Origin of the sequence: Pseudomonas sp. 43A, assembly GCF_013363935.1 — a bacterium.
Taxonomy (GTDB): Bacteria; Pseudomonadota; Gammaproteobacteria; order Pseudomonadales; family Pseudomonadaceae; genus Aquipseudomonas; species Aquipseudomonas crudilactis.
The window spans coordinates 1,238,024-1,255,690 of the sequence record NZ_CP054880.1 but is presented as its reverse complement, the minus strand read 5'-3'; the positions used below and the strand labels follow the sequence as shown (position 1 = coordinate 1,255,690).

The 17,667-nt window shown below is 60.4% G+C and carries 16 protein-coding genes; 11 read left to right on the top strand and 5 right to left on the bottom strand.

The window, feature by feature from the left end; all coding sequences use genetic code 11:
• The first annotated feature begins 358 nt into the window (after positions 1-358).
• Together HUW52_RS05505 and HUW52_RS05500 are read left to right on the top strand one after the other, a co-directional pair.
• A complete protein-coding gene (locus tag HUW52_RS05505) occupies positions 359-838 on the top strand; it encodes an Lrp/AsnC family transcriptional regulator (protein WP_007909658.1) in 480 nt (159 codons plus the stop codon).
• A gap of 282 nt (positions 839-1,120) precedes the next feature.
• Complete coding sequence (locus HUW52_RS05500; protein ID WP_007909655.1) at positions 1,121-1,330, top strand: DUF2788 domain-containing protein; 210 nt, start codon at positions 1,121-1,123, stop codon at positions 1,328-1,330.
• On the opposite strand, the gene HUW52_RS05495 is transcribed toward HUW52_RS05500, so the two are convergent.
• The 4 genes from HUW52_RS05495 to HUW52_RS05480 form a co-directional block, all read right to left on the bottom strand.
• Entirely contained in the window at positions 1,325-1,960 is a 636-nt protein-coding gene (locus HUW52_RS05495; protein WP_158833643.1) for a pseudouridine synthase, read from the bottom strand. The genes HUW52_RS05500 and HUW52_RS05495 overlap by 6 nt on opposite strands.
• A gap of 73 nt (positions 1,961-2,033) precedes the next feature.
• A complete protein-coding gene (gene amn / locus HUW52_RS05490) occupies positions 2,034-3,533 on the bottom strand; it encodes an AMP nucleosidase (RefSeq protein ID WP_016986142.1) in 1,500 nt (499 codons plus the stop codon).
• A gap of 193 nt (positions 3,534-3,726) precedes the next feature.
• A complete protein-coding gene (locus HUW52_RS05485; protein ID WP_175553139.1) occupies positions 3,727-5,376 on the bottom strand; it encodes an acyl-CoA dehydrogenase family protein in 1,650 nt (549 codons plus the stop codon).
• Between the two features lie 97 nt (positions 5,377-5,473).
• Positions 5,474-7,828: a hybrid sensor histidine kinase/response regulator gene (locus HUW52_RS05480; protein ID WP_016986140.1), complete on the bottom strand. Its 2,355-nt coding sequence runs from the start codon at positions 7,826-7,828 to the stop codon at positions 5,474-5,476.
• Between the two features lie 346 nt (positions 7,829-8,174).
• Between HUW52_RS05480 and HUW52_RS05475 the strand changes: the two genes are divergently transcribed.
• The 4 genes from HUW52_RS05475 to HUW52_RS05460 all read left to right on the top strand — a co-directional run bounded on the left by HUW52_RS05475 (position 8,175) and on the right by HUW52_RS05460 (position 11,693).
• Positions 8,175-8,972 carry a hydroxymethylpyrimidine/phosphomethylpyrimidine kinase gene (locus HUW52_RS05475; RefSeq protein ID WP_007909650.1) on the top strand — a complete coding sequence of 266 codons (798 nt, stop codon included), beginning with the start codon at positions 8,175-8,177 and terminating at the stop codon, positions 8,970-8,972.
• Between the two features lie 18 nt (positions 8,973-8,990).
• Positions 8,991-9,614, top strand: coding sequence for a thiamine phosphate synthase (gene thiE / locus HUW52_RS05470; RefSeq protein WP_175553138.1), 624 nt, complete (start codon positions 8,991-8,993; stop codon positions 9,612-9,614).
• Between the two features lie 15 nt (positions 9,615-9,629).
• Complete coding sequence (gene hemL / locus HUW52_RS05465; protein WP_150730043.1) at positions 9,630-10,913, top strand: glutamate-1-semialdehyde 2,1-aminomutase; 1,284 nt, start codon at positions 9,630-9,632, stop codon at positions 10,911-10,913.
• Between the two features lie 225 nt (positions 10,914-11,138).
• Positions 11,139-11,693, top strand: coding sequence for a tetratricopeptide repeat protein (locus tag HUW52_RS05460; protein WP_003228518.1), 555 nt, complete (start codon positions 11,139-11,141; stop codon positions 11,691-11,693).
• A 131-nt stretch (positions 11,694-11,824) separates the two neighbouring features.
• Here HUW52_RS05460 and HUW52_RS05455 read toward each other — a convergent pair whose 3' ends face one another.
• A complete protein-coding gene (locus HUW52_RS05455) occupies positions 11,825-12,154 on the bottom strand; it encodes a DUF1820 family protein (RefSeq protein ID WP_003185742.1) in 330 nt (109 codons plus the stop codon).
• Positions 12,155-12,287: 133 nt separating this feature from the next.
• Here HUW52_RS05455 and miaB point away from each other — a divergent pair, with 133 nt between their 5' ends.
• The 5 genes from miaB (at position 12,288) to lnt (ending at position 17,665) form a co-directional block, all read left to right on the top strand.
• Entirely contained in the window at positions 12,288-13,616 is a 1,329-nt protein-coding gene (gene miaB, locus HUW52_RS05450) for a tRNA (N6-isopentenyl adenosine(37)-C2)-methylthiotransferase MiaB (RefSeq protein ID WP_175553137.1), read from the top strand.
• A 177-nt stretch (positions 13,617-13,793) separates the two neighbouring features.
• Positions 13,794-14,792, top strand: a complete 999-nt coding sequence (locus tag HUW52_RS05445) for a PhoH family protein (protein WP_008081076.1) — start codon at positions 13,794-13,796, stop codon at positions 14,790-14,792.
• Positions 14,785-15,279: an rRNA maturation RNase YbeY gene (gene ybeY / locus HUW52_RS05440; RefSeq protein ID WP_175553136.1), complete on the top strand. Its 495-nt coding sequence runs from the start codon at positions 14,785-14,787 to the stop codon at positions 15,277-15,279. The genes HUW52_RS05445 and ybeY overlap by 8 nt, the downstream gene beginning before the upstream one ends.
• 5 nt (positions 15,280-15,284) lie before the next feature.
• A complete protein-coding gene (locus HUW52_RS05435; RefSeq protein ID WP_007909641.1) occupies positions 15,285-16,124 on the top strand; it encodes an HlyC/CorC family transporter in 840 nt (279 codons plus the stop codon).
• 17 nt (positions 16,125-16,141) lie between these two features.
• Complete coding sequence (gene lnt / locus HUW52_RS05430; RefSeq protein ID WP_175553135.1) at positions 16,142-17,665, top strand: apolipoprotein N-acyltransferase; 1,524 nt, start codon at positions 16,142-16,144, stop codon at positions 17,663-17,665.
• Positions 17,666-17,667: the final 2 nt, after the last annotated feature.

Sequence of the window (17,667 nt, the reverse complement as noted above, 5' to 3'; positions counted from 1 at the left end):
CAACTTATTTATTGAGCGCCGCCACATGAAATCGCAGGCAAGAAAAAAGGGAGACCCGTCGGCCTCCCTTCTAGAGAACTTCGTCCTGGCTCGACGCTTTTGACGTCGGCTCACCTCACGCCGTCTTCTGGACAGTGTGCAGCTCGGGGGCCGGCACAACCCCGGTGGGGGTGGCGGCCGCGGCAGGCCGGATGGGGCGGGCCGCGTGGACTGTGTTACCGAGCAGTGATTCTGGTGATAAGAATAGGCCTGAGGCCGCGACAGAGGATTGCGAAGATTGCTGAAATAAACACCACTTGCGCAATTTTTAACCCTGGATAGATAATCCTCCGCAATAGTTACAAACAAGGACAGATTGATGAGCAAACTCGACCGTTACGACCTGAGCATTTTGGCGGAATTGCAGCGCGACGCCCGCATCTCCAACCAGGAGTTGGCCGAGCGCATCGGTCTGTCGCCGTCTCCTTGCTCGCGTCGGGTCAAGCAACTGGAAGACGACGGTTATATCTCGCGTCAGGTCGCATTGCTCGATCGCAAGATGCTTGGGTTGAGCCTGACGGCGTATGTGCTGATCGGCATGGACCGGCATACACCGGAGCGTTTCGAGAATTTCGAAGCGGCGATTCGGACGTTGCCGCAGGTGCTGGAGTGCAGTCTGGTGACGGGCGTGGATGCCGATTACCAGTTGAAAGTGGTGGTGCCGGATATGGATCACTATCAGAAGCTGTTGCTGGGGCATTTGACGCGGATTGAAGGGGTGACCAGCGTGCGCTCGAGTTTTGTGCTGAATCAGGTGTTGAACAGCACGGAACTGCCGTTGACTCATTTGCGTAGCTGATCAAGGGCACCCTCACCCCAGCCCTCTCCCGGAGGGAGAGGGGGCCGACCGAGGTGTCTGCTGTCATACATCGACCTGAAAGATTGAGTCGATTATGGATTCACAACAGAACGTTCAGGTCGGCGCATTTTGCGAGCATCCCCCGGTCAGTCCCCTCTCCCTCCGGGAGAGGGCTAGGGTGAGGGCTAAAGGCCTCGGATCAGACCCAGATCAATGCCACCCCGCACACCTTGGCGTATACTCGCCGCGCCCTTTTAGCCGCGCGCGCGTCGGAGAAACCCAATGGATCCAGCACTATTAGAAGAGTGGATGATGACTGGCCTGGTCAGCATCCTGATCATTTTCATGGGTTTCATCGTCTGGGATCTGGCGAAGAAGTCCAAGGCCGGGCGCTTCGGCTCGTTCATTCTGTTTTTCGTACTGGGCCTGGGCGTGGCCGCGTTCATCATCAAAAGTGTGGTGATCGGCCTGATCGAATCCGGCGCTCTATAAGCGCGCCGGCACTTCCTTCCACTGGCCCTGATCAAGCCCTTCGATCGACCAGTCGCCAATCTTCACCCGCACCAGCCGCAACGTCGGCAGCCCGACCGCCGCGGTCATGCGCCGTACCTGCCGGTTGCGCCCTTCGCGAATCACCAACTCCAGCCACGACGTCGGTATGGTCGCGCGAAAGCGTACCGGCGGATTGCGCGGCCACAACTCAGGCTCATCCAGTTGCCGCGCCTCGGCAGGCAAAGTCATGCCGTCATTCAACTCGACGCCATCACGCAAGCGCTGCAACTGCTCGGCTGTCGGCACGCCTTCGACCTGCACCCAATAGGTCTTCGCCAATTTGTGTTTCGGATCGGCGATGCGCGCCTGCAACTGGCCGTCATTGGTCAGCAGCAACAACCCTTCGCTGTCACGATCAAGGCGTCCGGCCGGATAGATGCCGGGCACATCGATGAAGTCCTTGAGCGTCGCCCGCCCTTCGCCGTCGCTGAATTGCGTCAGCACATCGAACGGTTTGTTGAACAGGATCAGCTTCGGCTCGGCCGGAGGTGCCTTGGCAACACGGCGCGGCGAAGACGACTGAGGCTTCACGCCGGGGCGGCGGGAAGGTGGACGCGGGGGACGAGACATAGGGAGAGCAAACATTTAGCGATCAGGGCTGACAATGCTAGTGCCCCGACCGCCAAATGACCACGACTAACCGTTAACGGAACGGCGGCTCGTCGAAGCTGCGCAGTTTGCGCGAGTGCAGCGAGTTGAGTTCGGTGCGCAGCAGGTCCACCGCTTCGATGCCGATCTTCAAGTGCTGGCTGACCGCGCGTTCATAGAAGGCGTTGGCCGAACCCGGCAGCTTGATTTCGCTGTGCAGCGGTTTGTCCGAAACGCAGAGCAACGTGCCGTACGGCACTCGCAAGCGGTAACCCTGCGCGGCAATCGTGCCGCTTTCCATGTCCACCGCCACGGCGCGGGACAGGTTGATCAACGGCCGTTCCTGCGCCCAGCGCAGCTCCCAGTTACGGTCGTCGTAGGTCAACACGGTGCCGGTGCGCAGGCGTTTTTTCAGGTCATCGCCCTTCTCGCCGGTGACATTCGCCGCTGCTTGTTGCAGCGCCATTTGCACTTCGGCCAGTGCCGGGATCGGAATGTTCGGCGGCACCACACGGTCGAGAATGCCATCGCGACGCATATAAGCGTGAGCCAGCACGTAGTCGCCAATGGTCTGTGACTGACGCAGGCCACCGCAGTGGCCGATCATCAGCCAGCAATGCGGACGCAGCACCGCCAAGTGATCGGTGATGTTCTTGGCGTTGGACGGCCCGACACCGATGTTGACCAGCGTGACGCCGTGGCCATCGCTGGCGATCAGGTGATAGGCCGGCATCTGATAACGGTGCCAGACCACACCGGCGGCAATCGCCGAGGCTTCGCCGTGATCCATGCCCTTCTCGATGATCACGTTGCCCGGCAACACCATGCGCACAAAACGCGGATCGCGGCGCAACTGCTCCAGACCATGAACGATGAATTGGTCAACGTAGCGGTGATAGTTGGTCAGCAGAATCCACGGCTGCACATGGCGCCAGTCGCTGCCGGTGTAATGCACCAGACGGCGCAGGGAGAAATCCACACGCGCGGCGTCGAACAGCGCCAGCGGCAGCGGATCAGTGTTTTCCCAGTCATAGAGACCGTCGGCGATGCCATCGGTGGCGGCGGATAGGTCGGTACTCGGGAACACCCGCGCCAGCACGGCAGCGGTGACGCCGGAGCCGGCGAGTTCATCGCCCTGCTCGACCACGTACGGATACGGAATGTTCTGCTGACTGACGCCGACTTCCACGGTCACGGTGAAATCGTGCATCAACGGCACAAGCTGTTCGAGCAGGTATTTGCGGAATGCCGCCGGGTGGGTGACGGTGACGCTGTAAGTGCCTGGCAGTTGCACCTTGGCATAAGCGCGGGTGGTCTGCGGGACTTCGCCCTGGCAATGGTAGGTCAGACGCAGTTCGGGATAACGAAACAGAGCACGCTGCGCAGCGTCGGGTTCGACGCGATCCTTGAGGTAACGCTTGAGCGCCGAATTCAGCGCAGTGGTGGCCCGCTCATGCAACTCGGCCAGACGGTCCACGGCTTGTTCGGCGGTTTGAACGACAATAAACGCTTCGGTCACGATCAGCTTCCTGTGTTCTGACTTGCAGAGCTTCATCTTGCCTGCATCGTGGCGTCACGGGAACAGTGGCGTTGTGGGTGTACCCAAATCTCCCCATCAACGGATATCCCATGTGGGAGCGAGCTTGCTCGCGAATCCGGTTTGTCATTCAACATGGATGTCGACTGATGTACCGCTTTCGCGAGCAAGCTCGCTCCCACAGGGTTTTGTAGTGTTGGGGAGATTGCGTTCAGAAACCTTGTGGGGTTGCGCGGGCGACGATGGCTTCGACGTCCAGCCCACGCGGCAAGGCGCCGTACACCCGGCCGCCACCGCTCAGACGGCTGGCAATGAAGGCATCGCTGACCGCTGAGTTACCGGCCTCCAGCAACAGCTTGGCCTGCAACCCCAGCGCAATATCTTCAGTCAACTGCCGCGCCCGATACTGAATGTCGCTCGTATCCTTGAACTGCACCTGCAATTGCTGAATATGCGCAGCCAGACGCTTGTCGCCATGCCCATCACCGAGCTCGCTGAACAACACATCCAGCACACCCGGTTCTTTCGACAACGCCCGCAGCACATCCAGGCACTGCACATTCCCCGAGCCTTCCCACGTCGAGTTCACCGGCGCCTCGCGGTACAGGCGCGGCAGAATGCTGTCCTCGACATACCCGGCGCCGCCCATGCACTCGGCGGCTTCGTTGATCATCCCCGGCGCGCGTTTGCAGATCCAATACTTGCCCACTGCTGTCACCAGCCGCGCGAATTGCGCTTCGTGGCGATCGTCCAGATGATCCAGCGCCTTGCCCATGCGCAAACTGAGGGCTAGCGCGGCTTCGCTTTCCAGGGCCAGATCGGCCAGCACGTTCTGCATCAATGGCTGTTCGCTGAGCAGTTTGCCGCCGACCTTGCGGTGCGCGCAGTGGTGGCTGGCCTGGGTCAGCGCCTGACGCATCAACGCACTGGAACCGACCATGCAATCGAAGCGGGTCATCGCCACCATCTCGATGATGGTTGGCACGCCGCGCCCTTCTTCGCCGACCATCCATGCCAGCGCGCCCCGAAACTCCACTTCGCTGGAGGCGTTGGACTGGTTGCCGAGTTTGTTTTTCAGACGCTGGATGTAGAACTGATTGCGCGTGTCGTCCGGACGATGCCGTGGCAGCAGGAAACAGCTCAAGCCCTTGTCGGTTTGCGCCAGCGTCAGGAAGGCATCGCACATCGGCGCCGAGCAGAACCACTTGTGCCCGACCAGCTCATAGGCCTGACCCGGGCCGCTGGCGCCGACCGGATAAGCCTTGGTGGTGTTGGCACGCACATCGGTTCCGCCCTGTTTCTCGGTCATGGCCATGCCGATGGTCACGCCGGCCTTGTGCGCCATGCCGACGTTGCGCGGGTCGTATTCGCTGGAGAGGACTTTCGGCAGCCACTGCTCAGCGATATTCGCCTGCAAACGCAGGGCCGGCACGCTGGCGAAGGTCATGGTCAACGGGCAACCGCTGCCGGCCTCGGCTTGGCTGTGCAAATAAGTCATCGAGGCGCGGGCGACGTGGGCGCCATCCTGTGGATGCGCCCATGGCAGCGAAGTCAGGCCATGCTCGATCGCCGTGCGCATCAGCTCGTGATAGGCCGGATGAAATTCCACCAGATCGATGCGATGGCCGTAGCGGTCATGGCTGGCGAACGCTGGTTTGTTCTGATTGGCGAGGAACCCGGCTTCCATCAACGGCCCGCCGGCGAGCGCACCGTAGGCATCGATCCGCGACTCGGCCCAACCGGCGCCGAACCTGCGCGACCACTCCTGTAACGGCAGGTCGATGCGGTAGAGGTTGGTGCCGTCCAGCGACGGTGGCTGGTTGGTGACTTCGTGGGTTTCGGCGAACTGATGCAGGTTCATGAAGGGGCTCCTTGAATCAACCGGAGCGGTCAGTTAAGCACCGCCCCCAAGCCGATCAAAGCGTCATAAACGCCGAATTTGCGGCGCTTTTACCCTATCAACAGCACAATACGCGACGCTCCAGTGCGGATTGCAATTCCTCGAATTTCACCGGTTTGTTCAGGTAATCGACCGGTGCTCCCGTGGCGCAAAGCTCTCGGTCGGCGGTCAATGCGAGCATGAACACCGGCAGGTTGGCACAGCCCGGCATAGCGTGAATCAGGCAGCACAAGGACGTGCCTTCAGGGGCGGGCATCTGACAATCGATCAGCACCGCATCGAAGGTTTCCCGCTGCAGGCTGTCCAGTGCCGCCGCGCCGTGATCAGCAGTGCGCACGCGGAAACCGAGCTTGAGCAACATGCCGCGCATCACCAATTGGTTGACGCTGTTGTCGTCCACCAGCAACACCGTGCAGTCCTGCGGGGCACGCAGGCAATCGCGCGAAGGCAGCGAGTTTGGCGCAGGCTCAACCACCGGTAGTTCAAACTCGACGTCCAGCTGGAAGCGGCTGCCGTGCCCTGGCTCGGAGCGATGGGTCAGCTTGCCACCAAGCAGCTCGACCAACTGTCGGCAGATCGCCAGGCCGACGCCCAATCCGCCGTATTCGCGGGTCATCGAACCGTCGAGCTGGAAGAAGCGCTGGTACATGGTCGCTTCGCCCAGATCGGTGAAACCGATGCCAGTGTCGATCACTGCGAACGACAGTGCCAGACGATTGCCCGTCGACGGTTTGCCCGTCACGCGCAACGCCAACCCACCGACACGGGTGAACTTGATTGCATTATCGAGCAGGCATTCCAGACATTGCGCGAGCTTGGCGCTGTCGCCGTGCAGGCGATCCGGCAGGGTTGGCAGCACCTCGACCTTGAAGTCCAGCGACTTGCTCGCTGCGTTGCCGTCGAACTGCACACGCAACGCTTCAACCACTGCGCGCAGGCTGAAACTGCCCGGCGACGCCTTGAGCTTGCCGGCCTGCAATTCGGTAAGGGTGAGGATACCGTTGACCATGCGCATCATGTCCCGCGCAGAACCGGCGGCGGTCTGTTGGTATTGCTCAAGTTCCGGATCCAGCTCGACGGTCTGCATCAGTTCCAGCGAACCGATTACACCGTTCATCGGCGTGCGCAGTTCGTGGGTCAGGGTCGCCAAAAACTCATCTTTGAGCTTGTTGCTGTGCGCCAGTTGCTGGTTGAGCACTTCGAGTTTCTGACCGGCGTCGTACAGCGTCTGCGCCTGCTGCTCGCGCATCGCGTTGATACGGTCGGCCAGCGCCAGCGACAACAGCGCCACTTCAATGGCCGAGCCGATCTGGCTGGCGTACATGGTCAGGAATACGTTCGGCAGCAGGCCGAGCACCATCAGCGTGTTGACGATGCCGCCGAGCAGAAATGCCGACCACGCGATGATGAAATAGCGTGCCACGCGCAAACCGCGCCACCAGGCCAGAATCCCTGCGGCAAAAATGACCACGGTGAAGGTCAGTGCCAATATCGTCGCCAGACGCAGCGACAGCGCGTAACTGGTCATCAGCGACAAACCGACCACCAGCGCGCCGAACGCGATCAGTGCAATCAGCAAGCGATCAAGCCAGCGGCTATGGTTTTTGGTCTGCAGGAAACTGCGGGCAAACTGACTGCCGAACAGCCCCGCACAGCCGATGAAAAATGGCGTAGCCGCGTTGGCCCACCAAGGATTCTCCGGCCAGAAATACTCCACCGCCGCGCCGTTCACCGACAGCTGATAAAGGCCGAACGAGGCGATATAGAAGATGTAATAGAGGTAACTGGTGTCGCGCACGCTGAGGAAGATGAACAGGTTGTAGACAACCATCCCCAGCAGCACCCCATAAATGATGCCCAGCACATACAGGCGCACCGGCTGATCTTCGAGGTACGCGGTACTCGACCACAACGTTACCGGCGCCTGAACCGAGCCTTCACTGGCCAGTCGCAGATATACGGTTTGCTGTTGATCCGGCTTGAATGAAAGGTCGAACAAATAATTGTTCTGGCGAATCTCGCGGCTGGCGAACGGCAAGGCGTCGCCGGTTTGCCGGACGAGGCGGTAGTCGCCACTGGCGTCGGCCGTATAGAGGTCGAGATGATCGAGCGGTGGATACGCCAGCTCCAGCAGCCAGGTGCGTTGGGCAGCGGGATTGCTCGGACGGTAATGCAGGTCGATCTTCAGCCAGAACGCTGAGCGCGAGTAACCGGCATTGAGCGTGTCTTTATCGTGGGCTTTGAAATTGCCGGCGGCAGCCTGCGCGCGAACATCGGCAATGCTCGCCTGACCACTCGGGTCTTCGAACACTTGCAGCGACCGGCCCAGAGGAAGGCTCTGAGTAAACTCGTCGAATTCGACGGCGCTCGCCATGAGGGGCAAGCAGAACAGCAACATCAGCAAATAGCGCATTGAAGCCCCAGCGTGGCTCATCCGGTTGTGTCAGGAAGCCCCCCATTCCTTTTGAGTAGACGTAAAACCGGTATTACCTGTTATTGGTTTGGATCCAGACTAGCATAGCCGTTGATGGCCATTGAGCACCATCGAAACTTTTCCTACAAAGGCTCTAGAACGGGCGTTCCAGAGCAAAGCAGCGAGCTAGAGCTGTTCGGTTGGTCAGGTCGATCAAACGATGGCAGCCTGCGGCGGTGCCTCCAGTGGAATGCGCTCAGTGCAGGAGCGGCCGCGGGCTGCGATCTTTTGATCTTGCTGTTCCACCCACACCCGAAAATCAGCTTTGGTGGTAAGCTCGCGCACCATGAATATCTACAGCTCCCGCCCCGTTGTCCTCTGTCTCTCCGGCCACGACCCAAGTGGTGGCGCCGGCCTGCAGGCAGATATCGAAGCCCTGCTTGCACAGGGTTGCCATGCGGCTCCGGCCGTCACCGCCCTGACCGTGCAAGACACCGTCAACGTCACTGACTTCCGCGTCCTCGACCGTGAGTGGGTACTGGCCCAGGCCAATGCCGTGCTCAACGACTCCGAAGTCGCGGCGGTCAAACTGGGCATGCTCGGTTCGCTGGAAATGGTCGACACCGTTGTCGAACTGCTTTCGGCGCACCCGCACTTGCCGGTGGTCTGCGACCCGGTGCTGCGCGCCGGTGGTGGCGGACGCCTGGGCAAGGACGAGGTCGGCTATGCGATGCGCGAGCGTCTGCTGCCGCTGTCGATCATTGCCACCCCCAACCTTCCTGAAGCGCGCATTCTCGCCGAACTGCCCGAAGGCACCGCGGACGAGTGCGCTGAAAAACTCCTGCCGTTCGTCAAAAACCTGCTGATCACCGGCGGCCATGGCGACGAAACTGAAATCCACAACCGCGTGTACAGCCGCGACGGTCTGCGTGAAACCTTTATCTGTCAGCGTCTGCCGGGCAGCTATCACGGTTCCGGCTGCACGTTGGCCAGTGCTTTGGCCGGTCGACTGGCGCAGGGCGAACACCTGGCCAGCGCCGTGCGCAGTGCATTGGATTACACCTGGCGCACCCTGCGCGATGCCGAACAACTGGGCAAAGGCCAGTTCGTCCCGCGTCGCCTGCCGCTGGATTTCTGCTCGTAACGTCGTGAGGTCTGCCCGATGAAACTACGTGGCCTGTATGCCATTACCGACAGCCAATTGCTGGCCGGCAAGTTTCTGTCTTATGTAGAGGCGGCGCTGGAAGGCGGCGTCACCCTGCTGCAATACCGCGACAAGAGCAGCGACGAGGCCCGCCGTCTGCGCGAGGCCGAAGCGTTGCGTGATCTGTGCGAGCGCTACAAGACGCAACTGATCATCAACGATGACGCCGAACTGGCCGCGCGCCTCAACGTCGGCGTGCACCTCGGCCAGACCGACGGCCCACTGTCGCCGACCCGCGCCCTGCTCGGTTCGAAAGCGATCATCGGTTCGACCTGCCACGCGCAAATCGCGCTGGCCGAACAAGCCGCCAAAGAAGGCGCGAGTTACGTCGCCTTCGGTCGCTTCTTCAATTCCAACACCAAGCCCGGTGCGCCGACCTGCGGCCTCGATCTGCTCGACGAAGCCAAGCGCACGCTGCATCTGCCGATCTGCGCGATTGGCGGCATTACCCTCGACAACGCCGCGCCGCTGGTGGCCCACGGGGTCGACCTGCTCGCTGTGGTCCACGGTCTATTTGGTGCCGAGAGCACCGCCGAAGTGACCCGCCGCGCCCGCGCGTTCAATGAATTACTGAAAGTCTGATTTGAGAGCCCGATCATGTCTCGTTCCGAAACCCTGTTTGCCAATGCCCAGAAACACATCCCCGGTGGCGTGAACTCGCCCGTTCGTGCATTCAAGAGCGTTGGCGGCACGCCGTTGTTCTTCAAGCACGCCGAAGGCGCTTACGTTACTGACGAAGACGACAAGCGTTATGTCGATTACGTTGGTTCGTGGGGCCCGATGATCCTCGGCCACAGCCACCCGGACGTGCTGGACGCTGTGCGCAATCAACTGCAACACGGCTTGTCGTACGGCGCGCCGACCGCGATGGAAACCGAGATGGCCGATCTGGTCTGCTCGCTGGTGCCATCGATGGACATGGTGCGCATGGTCAGCTCCGGCACCGAAGCGACCATGAGCGCGATCCGTCTGGCCCGTGGTTACACCGGTCGTGACAGCATCATCAAATTCGAAGGCTGCTACCACGGTCACTCCGACAGCCTGCTGGTCAAGGCCGGTTCCGGCGCCCTGACCCAAGGCGTGCCGAGCTCGGCCGGTGTACCGGCGGCCTTCGCCAAACACACCCTGACCCTGCCGTTCAACGACATCGACGCTGTGGAAAAGATGCTCGCCGAAGTCGGTGAGGAAGTGGCGTGCATCATCGTTGAGCCAGTCGCCGGCAACATGAACTGCGTGCCACCGGCACCGGGTTTCCTCGAAGGCCTGCGTTCGCTGTGCGACAAACATGGCGTAGTGCTGATTTTCGACGAGGTGATGACCGGTTTCCGCGTCGCCCTCGGCGGTGCCCAGGCGTACTACGGGGTAAATCCTGATCTGACCACCTTCGGCAAGATCATCGGCGGCGGCATGCCGGTCGGTTGCTTCGGCGGCAAGCGCGAAATCATGGAACGCATTGCGCCGCTGGGTCCGGTGTATCAGGCCGGCACGTTATCGGGTAACCCGCTGGCCATGGCCGCTGGTTTGACCACGCTGCGCCTGATCAGCCGTCCGGGTTTCCACGCCGAGCTGACCGACTACACCACGCGCCTGCTCGACGGTTTGCAACAGCGCGCCGACGCGGCAGGCATCCCGTTCGTGACTACCCAGGCAGGTGGCATGTTCGGTCTGTACTTCAGCGGCGCCGACGACATCGTCACCTTTGAAGACGTGATGGCCAGCGACGCTGCACTGTTCGGTCGCTTCTTCCACCTGATGCTGGAAGGTGGCGTGTACCTGGCACCGAGCGCCTTCGAAGCCGGTTTCACCTCGATCGCTCATGGCGAAACCGAGCTGAAACTGACACTGGACGCTGCCGAACGCGCCTTCGCTGCATTGAAGTAATCGCTGTACCGCTGACGTTGGCTATCGCCAGCGTCAGCGTTTACCTACATCCAAGCCGTTTTTCCAACGCTCCTGCTAAAAATCTCCCATAAAGTGGGCGATATATTCCCCGTGCAGCAGAAAAACGAGTAAAGACTTTGTAAGGTTGGCCCTGCTTATTTCATAATGCGCGCTTATTGGATCCCTCGATGGGTCCGCGTGCCCTTCAGAGGTAAGTCGATTCCCATGAACCGCACCGGCCGCACCCTTGCCTTGGGCTGCCTGTTGCTCCTTCAGCCCCTGCTCGCGCATGCACAAGCAGGCGGCAACTCGTTGTTGATCCCGGCGATGGGTCGTTGCACCCTCAATACTCAGCCGCAAGACGTCACGCAGGCACTGGCCGCCTGCCAGAAGGCGGCGGACGAAGGGGATGCACAAGCGCAATACGAGTTGGGTGAGTTCTACTACGATGGCAAGAATGCGCCGCGCGACCTCAATCAAGCCCTGAGCTATTTCGAAAAGGCCTCGCTGCAAGGCCACGCACAGGCGCAATTCAAACTCGGCACGATGTTCTTCCACGGCGAAGGCGTGCAGGCCAACAACATTCAGGCGTACATCGTGCTGAAGATGGCCGCAGTCAACGGCGCTGAAGACGCGCTGGATACAGCCGACGAAGTTTCCGAAAAAATGTCCCGCGAAGATCTCGAAACTGCGACCCAGGTGCTCGGGCAAATTTTCCGTAAATACCTGATGGAACTGCAGAGCGCCGATGGGCGTACGCCGTTTTCGCCTCTTCCCTGATTTTTGCGCCGACCTTTCCGGCCCCTTCCCGAGCAAGCTCGCTCCCACAGTAGATCTCCAGTGTTCAGAAGATCCCCTGTGGGAGCGACGGTGCGACGATTCGACTTGCTCGCGAATGAGGCGACTCGGTTTTACTTTTCAGGCATCGGCATCGGAAACGGCATCACATTGCCGACCGCGCCACGGGCTTCGCTGATTTTCGGGGTGCCCAGACGTTCCACTTCGTCGATGCGCACAATCGAATGCATCGGCACAAAGCTGCGCACCACACCTTCGAACTGCGCCTTGAGCTTTTCTTCGCTCGGATCGACGACCACTTGCGTGCGCTCGCCAAAGACGAACTCTTCCACTTCCAGAAAGCCCCACAGATCACTTTGATAGATCTGCTTGGCGTACATTTCGAACACCTGGCCCTGGTTGAGGAAAATCACCTTATAGATTGGAGCTTCGCGTTTGGTCATGGCGGGGGGATAACATCGGGGATAAAAATGAGGGCGCAAACTATAGCATAGCCGCTGGACGCGCAGCGGTAGGAACCTGCGGGCTTGTTCCCTATAATGCGCGGTTCTTTGAATCACGTGATGACCCTAATCCATGGCCAAGAAGCTTTACATCGAAACCCACGGTTGCCAGATGAACGAGTACGACAGCTCGCGCATGGTCGATCTGCTGGGTGAACATCAGGCCCTGGAAGTCACCGCCCGTGCGGAAGACGCCGACGTGATTCTGCTCAACACCTGCTCGATCCGCGAACGCGCTCAGGATCGCGTGTATTCGCAGCTCGGTCGCTGGCGCGAACTGAAACTGGCCAACCCGGACATGGTGATCGCCGTCGGCGGTTGCGTGGCCAGCCAGGAAGGCGCAGCGATCCGTGATCGCGCGCCGTACGTCGACGTCGTGTTCGGCCCACAGACCCTGCACCGCCTGCCGGAAATGATCGACGCTGCACGCATCACCAAGCTGCCGCAAGTCGACGTCTCGTTCCCGGAAATCGAAAAATTCGACCATCTGCCCGAACCGCGCATCGATGGCCCGAGCGCTTATGTGTCGGTGATGGAAGGCTGCAGCAAGTACTGCACGTTCTGCGTGGTGCCTTACACCCGTGGCGAAGAAGTCAGCCGGCCGTTCGACGACGTGATCGCCGAAGTCATCCACCTCGCCGAAAACGGCGTGCGTGAAGTGACGCTGCTGGGGCAGAACGTCAACGGCTATCGCGGTACGACCCATGACGGTCGTCTGGCTGATCTCGCCGAGCTGATCCGCGTCGTCGCCGCCATCGACGGCATCGACCGCATTCGCTACACCACTTCGCACCCGCTGGAGTTCTCCGACAGCCTGATTCAGGCCCACGCCGATGTGCCGGAACTGGTCAAGCACCTGCACTTGCCGGTGCAATCGGGCTCCGACCGGATTCTCGCGGCGATGAAGCGCAACCACACCGCACTGGAGTACAAATCCAAGCTGCGCAAACTGCGCGCCGCTGTGCCGGGAATCTGCATCAGCTCGGACTTTATCGTCGGTTTCCCCGGCGAGACCGAGAAAGATTTCGAACAGACCATGAAGCTGATTGCCGACGTCGGTTTCGACTTTTCCTACTCGTTCGTTTACAGCCAGCGCCCGGGCACTCCGGCTGCAGATCTGGCCGACGAAACTCCGGAAGAGTTGAAAAAAGAACGCCTGAACGCGCTGCAACATCGCTTGAATCAGCAAGGCTTCGAGATCAGCCGACAAATGGTCGGCACGACCCAGCGCATTCTGGTGACCGATTATTCGAAGAAAGACCCGGGCGAGTTGCAGGGGCGCACCGAGAATAATCGTATCGTCAACTTCCGCTGCGACAATCCAACCCTGATCGGTCAGTTCGCCGACGTGCACATCGATGCGGCGCAGCCGCACTCGCTGCGCGGCTCGCTGATCCAATAAATGCAAAAGATCGCAGCCTTCGGCAGCTCCTACATGGATTACATTCCCCTGTAGGAGCTGCCGAAGGCTGCGATCTTGACGGTGTCGACGACAAGAATATTTAAGAGCTTTCGCCCCCAAGCCTCTGGCGTTATCCTTGATTTCATCTTAATTGCCCCAGGGCGGCTGAATACGACCTTGAACGCACCCATAGAACCACATCGTTTTATCCTCGAGCCCTTTGAGGCTCGCCGCTTCGCCAATCTGTGCGGGCAATTCGACGAGCATTTGCGCTTGATCGAACAGCGCCTGACGATCGAGATCCGCAACCGCGGAAACCAGTTCGAGCTGATCGGCGACCCCAAACACACCACGTCTGCGGAAAATCTGATTCGTCGCCTGTACCGGGAAACCAAAGGTTCAGAGCTGTCGCCAGATACGGTTCACCTGTTCCTGCAGGAATCGGCCGTGGTCGAGCTGGACAACCACGCCCCCGCCGAAGCTTCTGTTGCCCTGCGCACCAAGAAAGGCATGATTCGCCCGCGCGGCTTGAATCAGTTGCGCTACGTCAAGGAAGTCCTCGGCAACGACATCAACTTCGGCATCGGTCCGGCCGGTACCGGCAAGACTTATCTGGCCGTGGCCTGCGCTGTCGATGCACTGGAACGCGAGCAGATCCGTCGCATCCTGCTGGTGCGTCCGGCGGTTGAAGCGGGTGAGAAACTCGGCTTCCTGCCCGGCGACCTGTCGCAGAAGATCGACCCGTACCTGCGCCCGCTCTACGACGCGCTCTACGAGATGCTCGGCTTTGAATACGTGGCCAAGCTGATCGAACGTCAGGTGATCGAAGTTGCGCCGCTGGCCTACATGCGCGGTCGCACGCTGAACAACAGCTTCATCATTCTCGACGAAAGCCAGAACACCACCGTCGAGCAGATGAAAATGTTCCTGACCCGGATCGGCTTCGGCTCTACAGCGGTCATCACCGGCGACATCACTCAGGTCGACCTGCCGAAAGGCACCAAGTCGGGTCTGCACCATGTGATCGAAGTGCTCAAAGACGTGCCGGGCATCAGCTTCACGCACTTCCAGCCCAAAGACGTCGTGCGCCATCCTTTGGTACAGCGGATCGTCGAAGCCTACGAGCGCTTCGAAAACCGTGACGAAGCCCCCAAGGACACCTCGCGAAATGCTTGAGCTAGACCTGCAAATCGCGACTGAAGCGAGCGCGCCGAGTGAAGCCGACTTCCGCCGGTGGTGCGAACTGGCCCTGCGCCAGCGCACCGCCGACTCGGAAATGACCATTCGTCTGGTCGACGAGGAGGAAGGCCGCGAGCTCAACCACACCTGGCGCCACAAGGATTACGCGACCAACGTCCTGTCGTTCCCGGCTGAAGTGCCCGACGAGTTTCTCGACATCCCATTGCTCGGCGATCTGGTGATCTGCGTGGCCGTGGTCGAGCGCGAAGCCGCAGAACAAGGCAAGGAACTAAAGGCCCACTGGGCACATCTGGTCATTCACGGCTGCTTGCATCTGCTCGGTTACGACCATATAGATGACGAAGAAGCCGAAGAAATGGAAGCACTGGAACGCGAGTTGCTTGCCGAATTGGGCTATCCCGATCCGTACGCGGACGACGAACCCGAAACATCCCCTATCGTTACAACAAAGGATTCAGAGTAATCGCTATGAGCGAAGATCGATCGAGCAACGGGCAGAAGTCATGGCTGGGTAAACTGACCCAGGCTTTTGCCCACGAGCCGAAGAACCGTCAGGAGCTCCTCGAGCTGCTGCGTGATGCACATCAGAACAAACTGCTGGACAGCGAAGCGCTGGCCATCGTCGAAGGCGCCATTCAGGTGGCTGACCTGCAAGTACGCGACATCATGGTGCCGCGCTCGCAGATGATCAGCATCAAGGCGACCCAGACACCCCGTGAATTCCTCCCGGCCGTGGTCGACTCGGCCCACTCGCGCTATCCGGTCATCGGCGAAAGCCATGACGACGTGATGGGCGTGCTGCTGGCCAAGGATCTGCTGCCGCTGATCCTCAAGGAGAACGGCGACAGCTTCAACATCAAGGATCTGCTGCGCCCGGCCACGTTCGTGCCGGAGTCCAAGCGCCTGAACGTGTTGCTGCGTGAATTCCGCGCCAACCACAACCACATGGCCATCGTCATCGACGAATACGGCGGCGTGGCCGGACTGGTGACCATCGAGGACGTGCTGGAGCAGATCGTCGGCGACATCGAAGACGAGCACGACGTCGAAGAAGACAGCTACATCAAACCGCTGCCGAGCGGCGACTTCCTGATCAAGGCCCTGACGCCGATCGAGAACTTCAACGAGTTCTTCGACAGCGAATTCTCCGACGATGAGTTCGACACCGTCGGCGGCCTGGTGATGAGCGCGTTCGGGCACTTGCCAAAACGTAACGAAATCACTGAAATCGGCGCCTATCGTTTCCGCATCCTGAACGCCGACAGCCGTCGGATTCACTTGCTGCGACTGACCCCTATCGCCCGGTAATACCTCTAAGGATTGAAATGCGCTGGACAACCCGCCCCGGCTGGCCCGGTAACCTGCTGGCCGTGGCGGCCGGTGCAATCACCACCTTCGCTCTGGCGCCTTTCAATATCTGGCCGCTGGCTTTGCTGGCGGTCGGCCTGTTCTATGCCGGCTTGCGTGAACTGAGCCCGCGTCAGGCACTGGGCCGTGGCTGGTGTTTCGGTTTCGGCCTGTTCGGCGCCGGCACCAGTTGGATCTATTACAGCATTCACCACTTCGGTGGCGCTTCGGTGCTGCTGGCCGGATTCCTGATGCTGTTGTTCACGGCGGCGATTGCCTGGTTCTTCGCCCTGCCCGCCTGGCTATGGGCGCGCTGGTTGCGCCGTAACGAAGCGCCGCTGGCCGATGCCTTGGCATTTGCCGCCCTGTGGGTGGCACAGGAAATGTTTCGTGGCTGGTTCCTCACCGGTTTCCCGTGGCTGTACTCTGGTTACAGCCAACTCGATGGCCCGCTGGCCGGGCTCGCGCCGGTCGGCGGCATGTGGCTGGTGTCGTTCACTCTGGCGCTGACCGCGGCGCTGATCTACAACGCTCCACGGTTGCTGCAGACCGGGCGCAAAGGCTTTGTGGTGGCGGGCTTGGTACTGCTGATCGGGCCGTGGGCAGCGGGCATTGCGCTCAAGGGTCACGCCTGGACCAGTCCGTCGGGCGCGCCGCTGAGCGTTGCTGCGATTCAGGGCAACGTCGCGCAAAGCATGAAATGGGACCCGGCCGAACTCAACGCGCAACTGGCCCTGTACCGGGATCTGAGTTTCCGCTCCAAACCAGTGGATCTGCTGATCTGGCCGGAAACCGCCGTGCCGGTGCTCAAGGAGTCTGCCGAGGGCTACCTGAACATGATGGGCAACTTCGCCGCCGTGCGTAAATCAGCGCTGATCACCGGTGTGCCGATTCGCGAAATGGTCCGTCACGAAAGACGCTTCTTCAACGGTATCACCGTGGTGGGCGAAGGCGACGGTACTTACCTCAAGCAAAAACTGGTGCCGTTCGGTGAATACGTGCCACTGCAGGACATCCTGCGTGGTTTGATCGCATTCTTCGACCTGCCGATGTCCGACTTTGCCCGCGGCCCGGCCGATCAGGCGCTGTTGCAGGCCAAGGGGTATCAGGTTGCGCCGTTCATCTGCTACGAAGTGGTGTACCCGGACTTCGCCGCAGGCCTGTCGGCACGCAGCGATCTGTTGCTGACGATCAGCAACGACACCTGGTTCGGCACCTCGATCGGCCCGCTGCAACATTTGCAAATGGCGCAGATGCGTGCGCTGGAAGCGGGCCGCTGGATGATTCGCGCGACCAACAACGGTGTGACCGGGCTGATCAACCCTTTCGGGCAGATCACCGAGCAGATTCCGCAGTTTGAACAGGGCGTGCTCTATGGTGAGGTGGTGCCAATGCATAACCTGACGCCGTATCTGCAATACCGTTCGTGGCCGCTGATGATTGTTTGCGTGCTGCTGTTTGGCTGGGCACTGATGGCGAGCCGGATGTCGAAAACGCTTTAAAG